Below are 15126 nucleotides of genomic sequence, written 5' to 3' on the forward strand. Positions count from 1 at the left end.
AACAAACATGTTCACAAAACAAAAAACAACTTCTATCAAAGTAGGAATTGCGGTCCTCGCATTCTTTCTCTCTTCGGGAATGTTGCTTGCTCACGGGGACGACCATCCGGGACCAAACGGAGGAGCCATTCGTATGCCGGGATCCTTTCACACAGAACTCATCGTTTTAAAGGAAGGTTTTAAAATTCTTCTCTTGGATGTGAGTTTAAAAAACCCGATCACAAAAGACAGTTCGCTTCAGGCAAAACTCGTGGTGGGAAACAAGGAACAAAAGTTGGAATGTCAGACTCATCCCGATCATTTCTTTTGTCCCTCTTCCAAAATTCCGTCTTCGGGAAAACTAATCCTGCAAGCGTCCCGTGCAAAACTACAAGGTGCGGAAGCCGTTTATGATCTTCCGATTCCGAAAAAATAAAATCGAATCTCTTCGGCTCCAATCAAGGCCGAAGAAAGCTACATTCGAGTGGAATCGTCCGTCTTTGAAAGTTTATCAAAGACGGACGACTCCACTCAACGGAATGTTTTTGAGAAAAAAATCCGCGCGGAAGAAAGACAAAACCTCCTCGGGCAATCGACTGCGGTTCCGGACAAATCCAATTCTCTTTCGACGAAAGAACTTTTAAAACCATTGAATTTGAACGAAGCCGACTCTAAAAAAAAGATTCTTCGAGCGAAGAGAAAAGTTTTCAGACTAAGTAGAAAACTTTTGAAATAAGGAAGAATAGAATTCTGCGAGCTCCAAATCCTCTTTTCGAGTAATCTTGAGATTGAAAGGATGAGATTCCACGATCGCCGATTTTTTTCCGTAACCTAAAGCCCAGGAACAAAGATCGGTGGGAACAAATTCAAGAGGCGCGGAAAGAAGCTCCTTTAAGACGGAACCTTTGACTCCCTGCGGGGTTTTCATAAACCAGATATGTTCCCGGTCCAAAAGCGAGGCGGTAAGTCCATTCGATTCTTCTAATACGGTTTCGGAGGTTTTCGAGGCAAGAGTCGCGATTCCATTCTCACGAACGCTCTCGCAGAGACGATCCAATTCTTCTGCCAAAACAAAAGGTCTCGCGGCGTCGTGTACCAAAATGATATCATCGCTCTGAATTTCCAAAACGGAAAGACCTTGAAGCATGGAAGAATGTCTTGTCTCTCCGCCCTCCACGATCCGATCTTCGTCCCTCAAGAATGGACCGCAGATCTCTTCGGTTTTCGGAATCGATTCTTTGTGTGAAACCAGAACGGTCTGTTTTTGTTTTCCCCAATCCTGAAATCGTTTGAGAGAATGGAGTAGAACGGGTTCATTCTGAAATTCCAAAAATTGTTTCGGAATTTCGGAACCCATTCTCGTGCCGGTTCCTCCGGCTAAGATCAATATGTGGATTTTTTCAGAGAGAAACAGAGACTTCATTTTGAAAGATCTGTTCTAAGTTCTGACGTTTTCTTATGAGTTGAAACGAACCGTCCAGTCCTAACAAAACTTCGGCGGTCTCCGGAAACGAATTGTAATTCTTCACGGACATGGACGAACAATAAGCGCCGGCCCCTTCCATCACGATATAATCTCCTATCGCGGCTTCTCCCGTCCTCCTTGTGATCGGACCTCCGCCTTCGGCCTGTGTAAAAAGATCCCCGCTCTCGCAACAGTGTCCCACAAAAACGTAGTCTTCGGTCTTTCCGGAATGAGTTCCCTCTTTAGGAACGACGACTAACGGATGTTTTGCGGCATAAAGAGAAGGCCTTGTGTTCACGTCCATCCCCGCGTCCACCTTGACGAACTTGTATCCGTTTTCTCCGGTGGAAACGATATCGTCGATCGTCGTCACGATCGCTCCGTTGTTCACCATCAAAAAAGAACCGGGTTCGATCTCCATGTGGAGTTTCGTTCCGTTCTTATTCGCGAATTCTTCGAAAAGCGATATTACCGGTTTTCCGATCGTCTGAAAGTCGGTGGTTTTTTCGTCTTCCATTCTTCCGACTTTAAATCCTCCTCCGAGGTTGAGAATTCTACATTCCGGAAACTGAGCTGCGATGTCCAAAGAAACCTGGGCAACAACTTTCCAAACCGCCGGATCACTTCCCGATCCGATATGCGTGTGCACTTTGAAAATTTTGAGATCGTATTTTTTGGCGATCTCCTTTATTTTTTCTAAGTCTTCATGCCAGACTCCGAAGGAGGAAGTCTTTCCGCCCACGTCCGTCTTCTTTGTCTGTCCCGAACCGAGTCCCGGATTAAATCGTACGCTGACTTCTTTTCCCGGAAATAATTTTCCGAAAGCTTCGAGTTGTCTTAAGGAACAGGCGTTGAAGATCACTCCCTTCTCCACGAGTTCCTTCATTCCCTTTGCGAGCTCCTGCGAGGTCAGCATAATCTCTTCCGGTTTGAATCCGTTGTGAAGCGCTCTTTGCACTTCGTATTCCGAACTCGCGTCGATCTGAATTCCTTTTCGTTTCATGATTTCAAGAATGGTTCGATTCGGATTCGCCTTCATAGCATATCGTACGGTCAGTCCGTATGCGTTCGGAAACGCAAGAGCCGTGTCGCAGCTTTTTTCGATTTTCTCTCTGGAATAGACAAAAACGGGAGTTCCGAATTGTTGGGCGACGATACGCACTTGGGATTCAGTCAAAAATTTTAATTTTTCTATTGATTGCATAGTGAAACGGGCATTTCTAAATGGTTTTTGAACAGGCTCCGTTGGAGTCCCGTTTTTTTAAAGGCATTTTCATTTATGGCTGGCAAAATCACTCATCTCGAAGTTCTTTCCCAGGTTTGTAAACATCTGGATCACGGAACTCCGGAACAAAGAAAAATCGCGGGACTCATGCGCGCGGAATCCAACCGCAAGTTTGCAAACATCGGAGCGATCGCTCCCGATATATTTTATTTTTATCATATTCTTTCTCCCCGAAAAACAAAGAAGGCGACCGTCTGGGGAGACATGAGTCATCATAACTCCGTCGCGGAATTGATTCTCAACTTTTTGGATCTGATTCTCCAAACCGAAGAAGGAACTCACAGAGACCGTTACATCGCGTTTACGCTCGGTTATATCTGTCACTGCGCGGTCGATATCATCACTCATCCTTATATCTTTTATATCTCCGGAGATTTTTACAACAAGGACAAAAAGATCAGCAGCCTCGCTCAGTATCATCATATGAGGGTGGAGAATGCTTTGGATTCCTGGCTTCTCGACTACAGATGGGGAATGACTCCGAAAGAATACGACTTTGTACACCACGTCGACGCGATCTTCAAGTCGGATAAAAAAAACTGGAAGATGGATCCGATGCTCTGGCATTTTTGGCTTCGAGGTTTTAAGGCGACCTTCCCGGAAGCATTCAAAAAACATTATATCGGCTCCGAGGATAAAATCATTCCGGGAGATTTGTTAAACGAATCCTTTCTGGGTTATCTGGAATTTCACAAGGTCATGGATTCCAGAAGCAAGTGGATGCGGGGAGCTCTCAAACTCCTAGACAAGATCACGTTTCACAAAGTGAGATCTTCCGTTCTTATGCTTCCCCTCAAAGAACATATCGACAAAAGAATCATGAACGAAGAACACAAGAAGTGGAATTATCCCGCCGATCCTACGATCGTAAGAGAGGATTCCTTCGTTGAACTTATCAATCGTTCGGCTCAGAACGGAAAAGATGCGTTGACCCACGCTTGGAATTATCTGGAAAATAAAATGTCCCGAACCGCTTTTTTAAAGGAATACCAGGGATACAATTTGGATACGGGACTCCGATTTCAGGGAATCGACAGCATGAAAGAATTTTCACCGATAGAAGAAGTTTAATCGAATATGAAACACGAACCAGTCAGTTATCTTTCTCGTTTTTTTGTAATCCACTTCCGAGATAGAATTCTTCAAAAAGTTCTAAACTCGCCCGATCCGATAAAACAACTCGCTAAACTCTGCGCGGGTCTTTTGTTTCTCAACGGATTCTTATTCGTCTTTTCGATCAAGGATCTCTGGAGAGTTCCCGAATCGAATCAATACGAAAAACCTTCGGTTCTCTACGGAATCAACGATAAGAACGAATACGAACCGATCGCCGAGTTCTATCGTTTTTCACGAGTCGTTTTAAACATCAAAGAACTTCCACCCGAAGAGGACGGAAAACCGAACAAGTTGATTCGGAGTTTTGTTTCCACGGAAGACAATAATTTTTATTCTCACTGGGGACTCGATCTTCGAGGAATCTTTCGCGCCTTTATGGTAAACGTTCTCGCGGGAAGAATCAAGGAAGGAGCTTCGACGATCACACAACAGGTCGCACGTCTTCGATTCTTAAATACCGAACGTTCTTTTTTGCGTAAGGCAAGAGAGGCCTGGCTCGCGCTTCTTCTCGAAGCCGTCTTTGACAAAGACACTCTGATGGAAATCTATCTCAACGAAATCCCCTTAGGACACGGAACGATCGGGGTCGGAGCTGCGGCGCGATTCTACTTTCGAAAGGACGTAAAGGATCTGAGTTGGGGAGAATCGGCTCTTCTTGCGAGTTTGACCACAAGGCCTACTGAATTTTCACCCTTGGTAAATCCGAATTCTTCCAGCGCAAAGGTTCGAGTCGTCTTTAAGAAGTTTGTGGAGAACGGAATCTTGGACGTAAAAACCGCCGAAAAAGAATACGACGCCTTTTCGGAATATTACATAACTCTAAACCGATCACCGAACGACTCCGCCTTTGGAGATCGTCTCAACCGTTTCCCCTATTTTACGGAATACGTTCGTAAGAATCTAACGCGATACATTCCGAAAACGACGCTCTACAGCGGCGGTCTCAAGATTTATTCCACTCTGAACATTCAACACCAGACCCAGGCGGAGAAGGCATTGTACGCGGGGTTGAAAAATCAGACGGCGCAATCCAATCAGAGAACGTTTACAAAGATCGATGCGTTCGACGACGCTTACGGAGAAATTTACGACGTCCTTGCGATGATCCACGACGTTCCCGAATTTAAGTTTAAGATTTCAAGATCGATCCGAACCTTTAACCGAGCTTGGCAGGAAGATTTAAGAGATGAACTCGGCACTCTCAATCTTTTGAGCGGAACCGAAACCTTAGGAGAAGCGATCGAATGGAGTTATCGAAGTCAACAGACGGAAGACTTTCTTCTTCCTGTCGAAGGAGCTTTGATTTCGATGCGACCCGATACGGGTTATATCACCGCGATGGTCGGAGGTTCCGGTTTTCGATCCGACAACCAACAAATCCGCGCGTTTCAAGCATACAGACAACCCGGCTCCGCGTTCAAACCGCTTGTCTACGCAGCGGCGATGGAATACTACAACCAACATCCGGATCCAAAGAAGAATGTGACGGCGGCTTCTCTCTTTTCCGATTCTCCGCTCCAATACGTATTAGAAGACGGTGATGAATGGAATCCTTCCAATTACACGGGAGAATATTCAGGATTTATAAGACTCCGAGAAGCATTGGAACTTTCCCGAAACAGCGTAGCTGTTCGGGTTTTGGAACACACGGGTATCAGCAATCTGATGCCGTTTTTGGAAAAAATTCTTCAGATCGAAAACAGATCCATACCGAGAAACTATTCGATCTCTTTAGGAACGTTCGAAGTTTCTCCTTATGAGTTGGCGAAGTCTTACGCGGTCCTCGCTTCCGGAGGAAAACAAGTATTTCCTTTGAGCGTTCTGTATGTGGAAGACGGATCGGGAACGATCATCCGAGATTTTAGAGAAGAAGCGAGTAAGGTCGAAAGAAAACAGATTCTTTCTCCCGAGGTTTGTTTTATCCTCACATCGATGATGGAAGACGTGATCAAAAAAGGAACGGGAACCGGAGCTTCTTCTTACGGACTTTCTCGTCCTGCGGCGGGAAAAACGGGAACGACGAATAACTTTCGGGACGCATGGTTTGCGGGTTACACGGGTGAACTCGTGAGCGTAGTTTGGATCGGATACGATACCGGAACTCTTTCGATGGGCAAAGGAATGTCCGGCGGGGTCGTCGCGGCTCCGATCTGGGGAAGATTTATGTCCAACGCACTCTCGAAAGAAAAATCCAAGGGATTACATTTTGGGGAAACGGGAGTAGTTCGAAAACAAATTTGTTCGATCTCCGGGAAACTTCCGGGTTCTCATTGCAATCAAACCGAAGAAGAATACTTTACGAAAGATACGGTTCCCAAAGAAGTCTGTGACGACCACCGAGGAGCGGGTAATACTCCCGAGCCGGATCCTACGCCGCCTTCCAGTCAGACAAAAGTAAAAAAGAAGCAGAAAACCAATATTTTCCAGGGCGACGATGATATGATTCGGTAATTCTTAACAAAAATACTTGTCGTTTTGGGATTGCTTACACAAATAGAAATATCGTTATCAGGAGTTTTAGATGGCCATCGGCAAGGAAAATAATAACAGCGTAATCGGTCCCGGGTCCATTTTTGAAGGGAAATTTTATATCGCAGGTTCTCTCCGCATTGACGGAAAATTCGAAGGAGAGATCAAAACCGATGACACTCTCTATATCGGAGAAACCGGTAAAGTAAGAACGAATATTGCGGCCCGCGAAGTGACCGTTTCCGGAACTATGATCGGAAACATCAAAGCGGAGAATGAAGTTCGTCTCGAAGAAACCGGAAGACTTTTAGGCGATATCACCGCTCCTGCTCTTCATCTCGCAAAAGGTGTGGTTGCAAAAGGAAACATCACGATCACCGGCGGACAAAAGAAAGACGTGAAAAAAATCGTCGAAGAATCTTTTGGTGGAACTCGCACCCTGGACAACGGAAAGGACGAATAAGTCCTTTTCTTTTACTATAGGAAAGGCCGGACTCCGGCCGATAATCTTCCTGTATGATCTTTAAAAAGCCCAGACAACTGACCGCAGGAAAAGAACTCCTTCGGACAGACAATTTCACCCTGATCTATCTGGGCGCTTTTCACTTTCACTATTCATTCTATTTTAGAGGAAACCTCTATCACGGGAATTTGGATTTTAGAAGAAAAAAATTCAGACTGATTCCCATCGTTGCTTCCATCGCACTTTTTGTCGCCTTCTTAGGATTCGGGATGAATCCGAGCAACGCTATGATGGATTCTTCCGGTCACGAAATTACGGAGAATGATTCCGAAGATTTGAAGGCAAAATCCGGAGACGAAAAATTCTTAGAAGAATCCGAAAAGGCAAAACTTACGATTCTAATGGCGAAGGAACTCAAAAACCCTTCCGAAAAAAAGAAACAACTCAAGGTCACTACCTATCGAGTCAAAAGAAACGAAACGTTAGCCGAAATAGCAACTCGTTTTAAGGTTTCTATGGAATCGATCGCTGGTTCCTCGAATATCAGAATCGACGACACGTTGTATCCGGGACAAATATTAAGCATTCCCAACAAACAAGGTCTTCTCTATAAGATGAAGACCGGAGAGACGATGGCGAAAGTCGCAAGTCTTTATAAGGTCAACTTAGACGAGATCCTATTGGAAAACAAATTAGACGATCTTGATATTCTAAGACCGGGCCAGAAGATATTTTTACCCGGAGCCGTCATTCCCGATCCGACTCCGAAATGGGTGATTCCGGTCGCTTCGAGAATCGTAACTTCCAACTTCGGATTTAGAACCTTCCCGAGAAGAAAGTTTCACGAAGGCCTAGACCTAAAAGCGTTTTACGAACCGATTGCAGCGGCAAGAAACGGAAAAGTAATCTATGCGGGATGGATGGGTGGTTACGGAAACGTGGTGGTGATCGAACACACCGACGATTTCAAAACTCTCTACGCTCACAATTCCAAACTCTTCGTTCAGAGAGGAGACTACGTTTTGGCGGGGAAGAAGATCGCAAGATCCGGTTCGACCGGTTACTCCTTTGGTCCTCACCTTCACTTTGAAGTCATCAAAAACGGACAACCCGTCAATCCTTCCAAATATCTCAAAGGCCTCACGTTCCGAAAGGGCGGCCCGACACACTGAGATCGGACCGAAAAATCCCGAAAAAGTGGGTGATCCTACTTTAGTCTTCTCTTCAAACGATAAAGACCGAATACGACCTTCTCTTCTCCTTCCTGAAAAAGAAAAATATTCTCCGTACAGTAATCCGCTCCGGACTTAAAGTCCGATTGCAAGTATTTTTCTCGGAAGAATCGATTGTCGTAACTCCGACAATCGATCGAGATAAATTTCCACTTAAAAACCGATCTCGCTCAAAGGTGGAAAGTTTCGAAAAAAATAGACTCGTTTTCGAAATTCCTTTGATCCTTTTGTGAAAATCGCATTGGGCGGAATTCCGAGTTCGGCGAAATTCCCTTTTGGGAAAAAATCCGAATTCTTCCCGAGAAAACAAAGATTTTGATTTTCAACGCAAAAGAAAAACTAGATGGTTTCCAAAATGAAAACCGCAGTCACGTTATTCGTATTTCTCGTCCTTCTTCTTGAAAATTGCAAAACCCCGACGATCGAAGAGCTCATCGATCGAAGACTGATCAAATCCTACGATCAGACCGAAACCCTAAACTTATACTACGCTACGTTGAGAACTCAGAATCCAAACGCACAGATCGGATGTAATGATTCCTATTTTCTCACCAATGGAAATAGGGAACTCAAGACCGGATATTGTATCGTAAACGTACCCGCCAATCACGAAGTAGGAGCGCTTCCAAGCGGGCTCGGAAGCCGAGAAACCCTATTCCAATTTCTCGGACACAAACCTTTTGAAAAACAAGAGAACTTTCTGGAGGATCTCAAAAAAGATCCTTTCGACGAAGTTCTTGTTTTTGTCCACGGATTCAACGTTCGTTTTGAAGAAGCGATTCTGAGAGGAGGACAAATCCGATACGATCTTAAATTTCCGGGAAAGGTGGTGATCTTTACCTGGCCTGCGGGAAACGAAGGAGGACTTCTCAATCAAGTTCTCCTCAAAGGAACCTACGAAAAAAATCTTCAATCGGCGAGAAGTTCCAGGGAAGAATTTAAGAATTTTCTAAAGTCCCTCCAATCTCTCGGTAAAAAGGTGCACCTAATCGTTCACTCGATGGGACATCAGGTCGTTTTACCTGCGTTAGCCGAAATCGGAAAGGAAACAAAAGAACCGATCTTGAAAGAACTGATTCTCAACGCCCCCGATTTTGATTCCGGAGAATTCAGGCTTATGGCCGATCAAATTTCCAAAACCGCAAAAAGAATCACACTCTATTGTTCACCCGGAGACAGCGCTTTACAAGCCTCCGCCACCGTAAACCAGGGAGGCCGTTTAGGATCCTGCCACCTGGTTCCCGGAGTCGACGTCATCAACGTGAATCCGGTCGATTCTTCCGTAGTTTCGATGGGACACGGATACTATTCTTCCAAACCAATTCTCACCGATCTCTATCAACTCCTCTTGGGAGTCAGAGCGGAAAAAAGACTCTTTATACGAAAGTCTTCCGGAAACGAAAACTTTGTTCTGAGAAATTAGCGAAGGTTCGAGAAAAATAAATTCCTTTCTCGAACCTTTTTTTTGAACGCAGTCAGTTCTTCCTTCCCCAATTTAGAAGAAGAGCAGATAACGTCTTTTGGGACTCACTACCAATGTACTTTTTATTTTTAGGCTTTTTGTTCTCGGGCGTATTTTATCAATCGAATGATCGCGTAACCGCCGGGTATCATTGGAAGCACGGCAGTATATAGCCCGGAAAAGTAATAGTGACCGATAGTCTTGTAATAGTAATTCGGCATATCTTTTATCAGAACACCCTGAATTATTTGAGTGAGAGGCGCAGGGTCGGAAGGTTGCAGTTTAGGTTCGATCAAAGGAAAAATGAAATGCGTAAACTCTGCAAAACCGGGGCCGATAAAAATAAACCAAGCTACAAATCCTGCGATCGGAATCTTGTAGAACAACCCTAAGGTAGTGAGAGTATAAATGATAGGTCCGATCGACATAAATACTATAATAAATCCGGGTTCACTCCACGGAATACCGAATAGCCGGCTCATAGCAGGTCCAAAGCCAGTCAAATATTCTTCAATCATATGAATCTCTAAACCTGCTACGGTTAGTGTAAAGAGCGGAAGTATCACCTTTGGCTCGACTGGAGATCGCAAATACGTGAAATACCAAAATACGAACCCGATCGTACCGGCGCCACCCACGATAATAACCGGCTGCAAGCCGATTTTGATATAACCGATTGTAGAAGCAAAAACGACGAACGTTAATGCGAAAATCGCGTTGAGATTTTTTACCCAAGTTTTAGATTCCATATCCTATTCCTTTTTTTATTCATTAAAATATTCCTCAAAGAGTTGTTTTAAAAATCGAAAGATTCTTTTCGATCTTCATCAAAGAATCCAAAGTGATTTCAAAAGCCTTCGGATCCAAATTTTTTGCCGCATCGTTTAACAACGATTTTGCGATAGGAATCAACTCTTCCTTCAACTTTTTTCCTCTCGAAGTTAGATTGACGTGATTGTTTCTTCGATCGGTGGTCGACGGAACGCGGCGAATCAGTCCGTCTTTTTCCATTGCGTTGAGAAAGCGGGTGACGGTCGTTTTGTCTTTCAGCGTCTTTTGAGACAATTCGTTTTGAGTCATGCCGTCGTTCTCCCAAAGACGATTTAGGATAATCCATTCTTCCGGAGTTATCGTAAAACCAGCTTGAGAAAAACGCTCCTGCAGTTCCTGTTTCATCACAATGGCGCATCGGTTGATACGATAGCCTAAAGTTTTTTCGATTTGGAAGTCGTTCATTATTGGTTGTATAATACAACGATTAGAGAGCGGTGCAAGCAAAATAAATTCTAAAAATCGGAAAAAACAAAAGTAACACTCACTTTAAAAGAAACCGAGAGGTTCTATTTGAAATAAAGAATTCGGCTAGAAAAGTGATGAATGTGCTTTGGAACTTTAACGCCCCTCCTTTTTTCAAAAGAGGACGAAAAATTCTAAAATCCCTTTCTCCGAAAAAGAAGGGAAGAATTCAACTGGTAAGAATTTCGAAAAGTCAGTTTCTCTTCTTTCAGCCCCCGGAGAAATGTGGGAACTCCCAATTCTACAGAGTTCACGAAAAACGCGAATTCGGTTGGGAGAAGAATTTTCGATGTGAAATTCCCTCGTAAAACGCGTCTAAAAATAAAACGGAGCGCGATTTTTGACCGTCCTTTTTTTGTTTTCCCGAAAAGCGCCCTGGAAAGAGTGGGAAAGGTATGAGGAATTCCTCAAATGCGAAAACACAATTTTACCATAACTTTTTCCGTATTTTGACAAAATATCTTGTTGAATTCGGGGTTATTCTTAGTAACTAATGAATATGCTTCAGAAACCCAAAATTTTGGTAGTTGAGGACGAAATCATCGTTGCTGTCAACCTAGGCCAAAAGCTAAAAAAATTGGGTTATGAACTCGTGGGAATCACTTCCTCCGGGGAAGAGGCCATCCAAAAGGCAGAAGAAAATCACCCCGACCTCGTCCTCATGGACATAAACATCGAAGGGAATCTCGACGGGATCGAAACGGCGGAAGTCCTTCGAAATCGTTTTCACACACCAGTTATCTATCTTACCGCTTACGCCGACGAGAACACGTTGGACCGGGCAAAAAAAACTCAACCTCTGGGTTATATCGTAAAACCCTTCGAGTCGGACCAACTTCGCTCCTCTATCGAAGTCGCGCTTTATAAAAATGAAATCGAACAGAGATCCAAACAGACGGAAGAAAAACTCAAAGGCGCCCTCGATCAACTGGGAGCGGGAATCGTCACAACTGACGAAAACGGACTTCTCCTTTTTATGAATCCCGCTGCTGAAAAACTCACAGGTTGTAAATACGAAGATCATCTCGGAAAACCGGTGCAAGAAGTTTTGAATTTTAAGAACGGCCAGGGGGAAATTGCGGAGAATTTAGTGGATGAAGTGATTCATTCCCGCCTTCCAAAAGAGAATGGAAATCTGATCTTAATCTCCAAGAACGGAAATCTTCAGGAAGTTCTTCTTCAGAGTTCTCCGATTTTAGGGATCGAAGAAAAACTCACGGGAACTTTTAACATTCTGAGGACCAAAGAACAGAATAGCACGGCCGGAGAAAAAGACACATATCTCAAAGAAATTCATCACAGAATCAAAAACAATCTCACGATCATTTCTTCGATTTTTAGTCTTAGATCCGGACAGACCAACGGAGAATCGAACGACGTCCTTCGGGAAAGTCAGAATCGTCTAAGAGCGGTCGCCCTTCTCCATGAAATTCTTTACGAAAGCAAAGACCTTTCTTCCATCAGCTTTGAACTCTACGTTAAAAAACTCACGGACGCACTTTTCGAAATCTATCAAGTGGACAGAGAAAGAGTTCGTCTTGAATTGAATATTCAAGAATCCAAGGTAAAGGCCGAAACAGGAATGAACCTCGCTCTGATTATCAACGAGCTCATTACCAATTCTTTGAAGCACGGTCTTGCGGATTCCAAATCCGGTGCGATTCGAATTCAGTTCACGAGAGAGAATGATACGCTTCTCCTCGAAGTTTCCGATAACGGAAACGGACTTCCCGAAGAATCCCTTCGGAACAGAAACCCAAGCTCTTTGGGCCTTTCTTTGGTCGATTCTCTTGCGAAACAAATCGGCGGAAAAGTCGATCTTCTCAATCAGGAAGGGGCTTGCGTGAAACTCCGTTTTCCCGCTTCCCACTAAAAAAAGTAGGAACTCTCACGTTTTTATCAGCTCCTTCGAATCCGGGGACCGCTCGTTCGTTCTCAAATGCTTTTCCCTGAAATGAAAAAGGGAGTTCCTATTCTCGTTTTAAAGTCAAACAAATCGATCGAAGCGGCTCATTCCCACAACAGCTTCTAATATCCGTAAAAGTAGGAACTCCCTTATTCTTTCTCAAAGTCCTTTCGAAAAAAATGCGGGAACTCCCGCGACTCCCCTCTTCCACAAAAGAATCCACCTGCCCCAGAAGTTCTTTCCATTCTTCCTTCGGATGCTGGTGTCGAATTTTATCCCAACTTATGATCATTTCCAATGCTCCATTCGATATTGAGAATCATTCTCATATTTTAAAAATTGTCCAGTATTTCTTGAATCCAGGAATGACTTGTAAGAATTTTTTTCGCTCCCAGACTGACCGAGATGAAAACCAAATTCGAATTTTTTGAAATCGTCGAAAGACCGGAAGATAAAACCGCAATTCTCTATTTGAACCGTCCTGAAAAAAGGAACGCGATGAACTGGCCTTTTTGGAGAGACCTTCCTGAAGTAATAGAAGAAATCGATTCCAATCCTCATATCCACGCCTTCATTATCGCAGCTCGAGGAAAATCTTTCTCCACAGGATTGGATCTGGATTCGTTCTTTCAACAGTTTGGAAGTTCGATCCAAGCTCCCCTGGGAGACGATCGCAGAAAATTCTTCGACCTCATCTTAAAGATGCAAAAGGGAATCAATGCCGTCTATAATTCCTCCAAACCTTCGATCGCCGCCGTCCAAAAACACTGTATCGGCGGGGGATTGGATCTGATCTCCGCCTGCGATATTCGTTACGCAACCGTGGACGCTTCGATCTCGCTTCGGGAAGCCAAAGTAGCAATCGTCGCGGATATGGGTTCGATCAACCGTCTTCCGGCGATCATCGGTCAAGGACATACAAGGGAGCTGGCTCTTACGGGAAAAGACATCGACGGACCCGAAGCTGAAAGAATCGGCCTCGTTACAAAGGTTTTTCAAACGGAAGAAGAGATGATGAATGTCGCATTAGCGACGGCAAAGGAAATCGCTGAGAATCCGAAGTTGGTGGTTTCCGGAATAAAAGACGTTATGCGTTATTCGGAGGGGAAATCTTTGGACGCGGGATTGAACTACGTGGCTCTTTGGAATTCGAGCTTTTTAGATTCCGCAGATTTCAGAGGAGCGCTGCAATCTTTCAAGGAACGCAAACGCCCCCTCTACAATCAAAACTGATTAAGCGTAAAGGTCCAAAATTCGTCTCTGTCCTTCTTCTTTCGAATTTTGGACTCCCGCCTCGACTGCGAGATTGAGCATTTTCCGATTCAGGTCGCTCTGTGCCTGAAATATTTCTCGGGGCAGATTGGCTACCCTCTCCAAAAGTAAACTCTGGTTGGCATTTCCGTTGATATTCATAAATTCCCTCTTTATGAGAATTTGGGGTTTTTCTCTCTTTTTCCCCCAATTCTATTCTCGGTTGATAAATAGAAAACTTGATTATTTTTTGAAAATTTTTACCCTGTCCAAACTGTGAGTTTCCCCACACTGATCAGATCTGCGATTCAGAGGGAGAATCAAAGAGAATTCACAAAAGCCTTCAACCTCTACAAAGAGGCCCTTTCTTTTACAAAAAGCCCAAAGACAATTCTAAAAATTAGAAATCGTCAGGCTTGGTGCCAGTATCACATTGGAAACACCAGAGAAACATTAAATCTCTTTCAGGAAATCATCACACAATATCCGGACGAACCCGGAAGTTATCTCTACTATTCGAATTATCTCATCAAAGTAAGTAACTTCAAACAAGCTAAGAAAATTCTGACAAAGGGAATCGATCTTTATCCGGACCAGCTGGAACTCTATCTGACTCTCGCGTCTCTTCTCAAAGATACGGATCGGTCCAACGAAGCGATCGCAGTTTTAAAACAAGCTCTTGCGCAGGAAAAACTTTCTCGAGGAAGAGGAATTCTTCGGAAAGACATCTGGGCCGAGCTTGGACATCTTTATTACCAAAGGGGGGATTATAACTCCGCCTTAGTTTCCCTCAAAACTTCCATGAGAATGGACAACGATGAGAACTTTCTTCACTACGACATGATCGCCCAGTGTTACCTGAAAGTCGCCGATCATAAAAACGCGTTGAAGTTCATCGATCTTTACATTCAATACTTCGGAGAATCGGATTCCGATATTTTAATCATCAAGGCAAGAGCACACGCACAACTCGGAGAAAGTCATCTGGCCTGCGCGTCTCTCCTTCAAGCGTATTCGATGGAAAACGGACTCAAACTAAACGCGGAAGATATGGTGGATTTCGCTCCCTTACTACAGACCGGCTTCTTTGATACATTAGAAAATGTTGAAATAGAAGAACCTTAAAGGGGAGAACTCTCTTCCGTTCCCATAAATTCCATTCCGAAAGAAAAAAATCCGATCCGTGAAAAAGCCTATAAAAT

Annotated in this window: 15 protein-coding genes; 9 read left to right on the plus strand and 6 right to left on the minus strand. The window is 44.0% G+C overall.

Annotation, left to right across the window (positions count from 1 at the left end; translation table 11 throughout):
- Positions 1–7 precede the first annotated feature (7 nt).
- Entirely contained in the window at positions 8–415 is a 408-nt protein-coding gene (locus JWG44_RS20665) for a hypothetical protein (RefSeq protein ID WP_205276940.1), read from the plus strand.
- A gap of 276 nt (positions 416–691) precedes the next feature.
- On the opposite strand, the gene JWG44_RS20670 is transcribed toward JWG44_RS20665, so the two are convergent.
- Positions 692–1402 (minus strand): IspD/TarI family cytidylyltransferase, encoded by a 711-nt coding sequence (locus JWG44_RS20670; RefSeq protein WP_205276941.1) that lies wholly within the window; start codon positions 1400–1402, stop codon positions 692–694.
- Positions 1380–2648, minus strand: a complete 1269-nt coding sequence (locus tag JWG44_RS20675) for a diaminopimelate decarboxylase (protein ID WP_205276942.1) — start codon at positions 2646–2648, stop codon at positions 1380–1382. The genes JWG44_RS20670 and JWG44_RS20675 overlap by 23 nt, the downstream gene beginning before the upstream one ends.
- Before the next feature lie 75 nt (positions 2649–2723).
- Between JWG44_RS20675 and JWG44_RS20680 the strand changes: the two genes are divergently transcribed.
- From JWG44_RS20680 to JWG44_RS20700, 5 genes are all read left to right on the plus strand, one after another.
- Positions 2724–3800: a zinc dependent phospholipase C family protein gene (locus tag JWG44_RS20680; RefSeq protein WP_205276943.1), complete on the plus strand. Its 1077-nt coding sequence runs from the start codon at positions 2724–2726 to the stop codon at positions 3798–3800.
- A gap of 6 nt (positions 3801–3806) precedes the next feature.
- Positions 3807–6296, plus strand: coding sequence for a penicillin-binding protein 1A (locus JWG44_RS20685; protein ID WP_205276944.1), 2490 nt, complete (start codon positions 3807–3809; stop codon positions 6294–6296).
- Between the two features lie 70 nt (positions 6297–6366).
- On the plus strand, positions 6367–6777 hold the full coding sequence (locus tag JWG44_RS20690; RefSeq protein WP_100784954.1) for a bactofilin family protein: 411 nt from the start codon (positions 6367–6369) through the stop codon (positions 6775–6777).
- A 53-nt stretch (positions 6778–6830) separates the two neighbouring features.
- On the plus strand, positions 6831–7949 hold the full coding sequence (locus JWG44_RS20695; RefSeq protein WP_205276945.1) for a M23 family metallopeptidase: 1119 nt from the start codon (positions 6831–6833) through the stop codon (positions 7947–7949).
- A 415-nt stretch (positions 7950–8364) separates the two neighbouring features.
- Complete coding sequence (locus JWG44_RS20700) at positions 8365–9432, plus strand: alpha/beta hydrolase (protein WP_205277081.1); 1068 nt, start codon at positions 8365–8367, stop codon at positions 9430–9432.
- A 128-nt stretch (positions 9433–9560) separates the two neighbouring features.
- On the opposite strand, the gene JWG44_RS20705 is transcribed toward JWG44_RS20700, so the two are convergent.
- Both JWG44_RS20705 and JWG44_RS20710 read right to left on the minus strand, forming a co-directional pair.
- Positions 9561–10220, minus strand: coding sequence for a hypothetical protein (locus JWG44_RS20705; protein WP_205276946.1), 660 nt, complete (start codon positions 10218–10220; stop codon positions 9561–9563).
- Positions 10221–10254: 34 nt separating this feature from the next.
- On the minus strand, positions 10255–10707 hold the full coding sequence (locus tag JWG44_RS20710; RefSeq protein WP_205276947.1) for a MarR family winged helix-turn-helix transcriptional regulator: 453 nt from the start codon (positions 10705–10707) through the stop codon (positions 10255–10257).
- Positions 10708–11260: 553 nt separating this feature from the next.
- Between JWG44_RS20710 and JWG44_RS20715 the strand changes: the two genes are divergently transcribed.
- Positions 11261–12640 carry a histidine kinase dimerization/phosphoacceptor domain -containing protein gene (locus JWG44_RS20715; protein ID WP_205276948.1) on the plus strand — a complete coding sequence of 460 codons (1380 nt, stop codon included), beginning with the start codon at positions 11261–11263 and terminating at the stop codon, positions 12638–12640.
- A 97-nt stretch (positions 12641–12737) separates the two neighbouring features.
- On the opposite strand, the gene JWG44_RS20720 is transcribed toward JWG44_RS20715, so the two are convergent.
- Entirely contained in the window at positions 12738–12965 is a 228-nt protein-coding gene (locus JWG44_RS20720) for an LIC12628 family protein (RefSeq protein WP_205277083.1), read from the minus strand.
- A gap of 113 nt (positions 12966–13078) precedes the next feature.
- Here JWG44_RS20720 and JWG44_RS20725 point away from each other — a divergent pair, with 113 nt between their 5' ends.
- Positions 13079–13906 carry a crotonase/enoyl-CoA hydratase family protein gene (locus JWG44_RS20725; RefSeq protein WP_205276949.1) on the plus strand — a complete coding sequence of 276 codons (828 nt, stop codon included), beginning with the start codon at positions 13079–13081 and terminating at the stop codon, positions 13904–13906.
- On the opposite strand, the gene JWG44_RS20730 is transcribed toward JWG44_RS20725, so the two are convergent.
- Positions 13907–14086, minus strand: a complete 180-nt coding sequence (locus tag JWG44_RS20730) for a hypothetical protein (RefSeq protein WP_100784945.1) — start codon at positions 14084–14086, stop codon at positions 13907–13909.
- A gap of 114 nt (positions 14087–14200) precedes the next feature.
- Here JWG44_RS20730 and JWG44_RS20735 point away from each other — a divergent pair, with 114 nt between their 5' ends.
- A complete protein-coding gene (locus tag JWG44_RS20735) occupies positions 14201–15049 on the plus strand; it encodes a tetratricopeptide repeat protein (RefSeq protein WP_205276950.1) in 849 nt (282 codons plus the stop codon).
- Positions 15050–15126: the final 77 nt, after the last annotated feature.

The sequence above is a fragment of the Leptospira ainazelensis genome (genome assembly GCF_016918785.1).
Classification (GTDB): domain Bacteria; phylum Spirochaetota; class Leptospiria; order Leptospirales; family Leptospiraceae; genus Leptospira; species Leptospira ainazelensis.

What these genes read in the sequence shown, in the direction of transcription:
- JWG44_RS20665 (WP_205276940.1), top strand. Translation starts at nt 8, where the DNA reads ATGTTCACAAAACAAAAAACAACTTCTATCAAAGTAGGAATTGCGGTC.
- JWG44_RS20670 (WP_205276941.1), bottom strand. Translation starts at nt 1,402, where the DNA reads ATGAAGTCTCTGTTTCTCTCTGAAAAAATCCACATATTGATCTTAGCC.
- JWG44_RS20675 (WP_205276942.1), bottom strand. Translation starts at nt 2,648, where the DNA reads ATGCAATCAATAGAAAAATTAAAATTTTTGACTGAATCCCAAGTGCGT.
- JWG44_RS20680 (WP_205276943.1), top strand. Translation starts at nt 2,724, where the DNA reads ATGGCTGGCAAAATCACTCATCTCGAAGTTCTTTCCCAGGTTTGTAAA.
- JWG44_RS20685 (WP_205276944.1), top strand. Translation starts at nt 3,807, where the DNA reads ATGAAACACGAACCAGTCAGTTATCTTTCTCGTTTTTTTGTAATCCAC.
- JWG44_RS20690 (WP_100784954.1), top strand. Translation starts at nt 6,367, where the DNA reads ATGGCCATCGGCAAGGAAAATAATAACAGCGTAATCGGTCCCGGGTCC.
- JWG44_RS20695 (WP_205276945.1), top strand. Translation starts at nt 6,831, where the DNA reads ATGATCTTTAAAAAGCCCAGACAACTGACCGCAGGAAAAGAACTCCTT.
- JWG44_RS20700 (WP_205277081.1), top strand. Translation starts at nt 8,365, where the DNA reads ATGAAAACCGCAGTCACGTTATTCGTATTTCTCGTCCTTCTTCTTGAA.
- JWG44_RS20705 (WP_205276946.1), bottom strand. Translation starts at nt 10,220, where the DNA reads ATGGAATCTAAAACTTGGGTAAAAAATCTCAACGCGATTTTCGCATTA.
- JWG44_RS20710 (WP_205276947.1), bottom strand. Translation starts at nt 10,707, where the DNA reads ATGAACGACTTCCAAATCGAAAAAACTTTAGGCTATCGTATCAACCGA.
- JWG44_RS20715 (WP_205276948.1), top strand. Translation starts at nt 11,261, where the DNA reads ATGAATATGCTTCAGAAACCCAAAATTTTGGTAGTTGAGGACGAAATC.
- JWG44_RS20720 (WP_205277083.1), bottom strand. Translation starts at nt 12,965, where the DNA reads ATGATCATAAGTTGGGATAAAATTCGACACCAGCATCCGAAGGAAGAA.
- JWG44_RS20725 (WP_205276949.1), top strand. Translation starts at nt 13,079, where the DNA reads ATGAAAACCAAATTCGAATTTTTTGAAATCGTCGAAAGACCGGAAGAT.
- JWG44_RS20730 (WP_100784945.1), bottom strand. Translation starts at nt 14,086, where the DNA reads ATGAATATCAACGGAAATGCCAACCAGAGTTTACTTTTGGAGAGGGTA.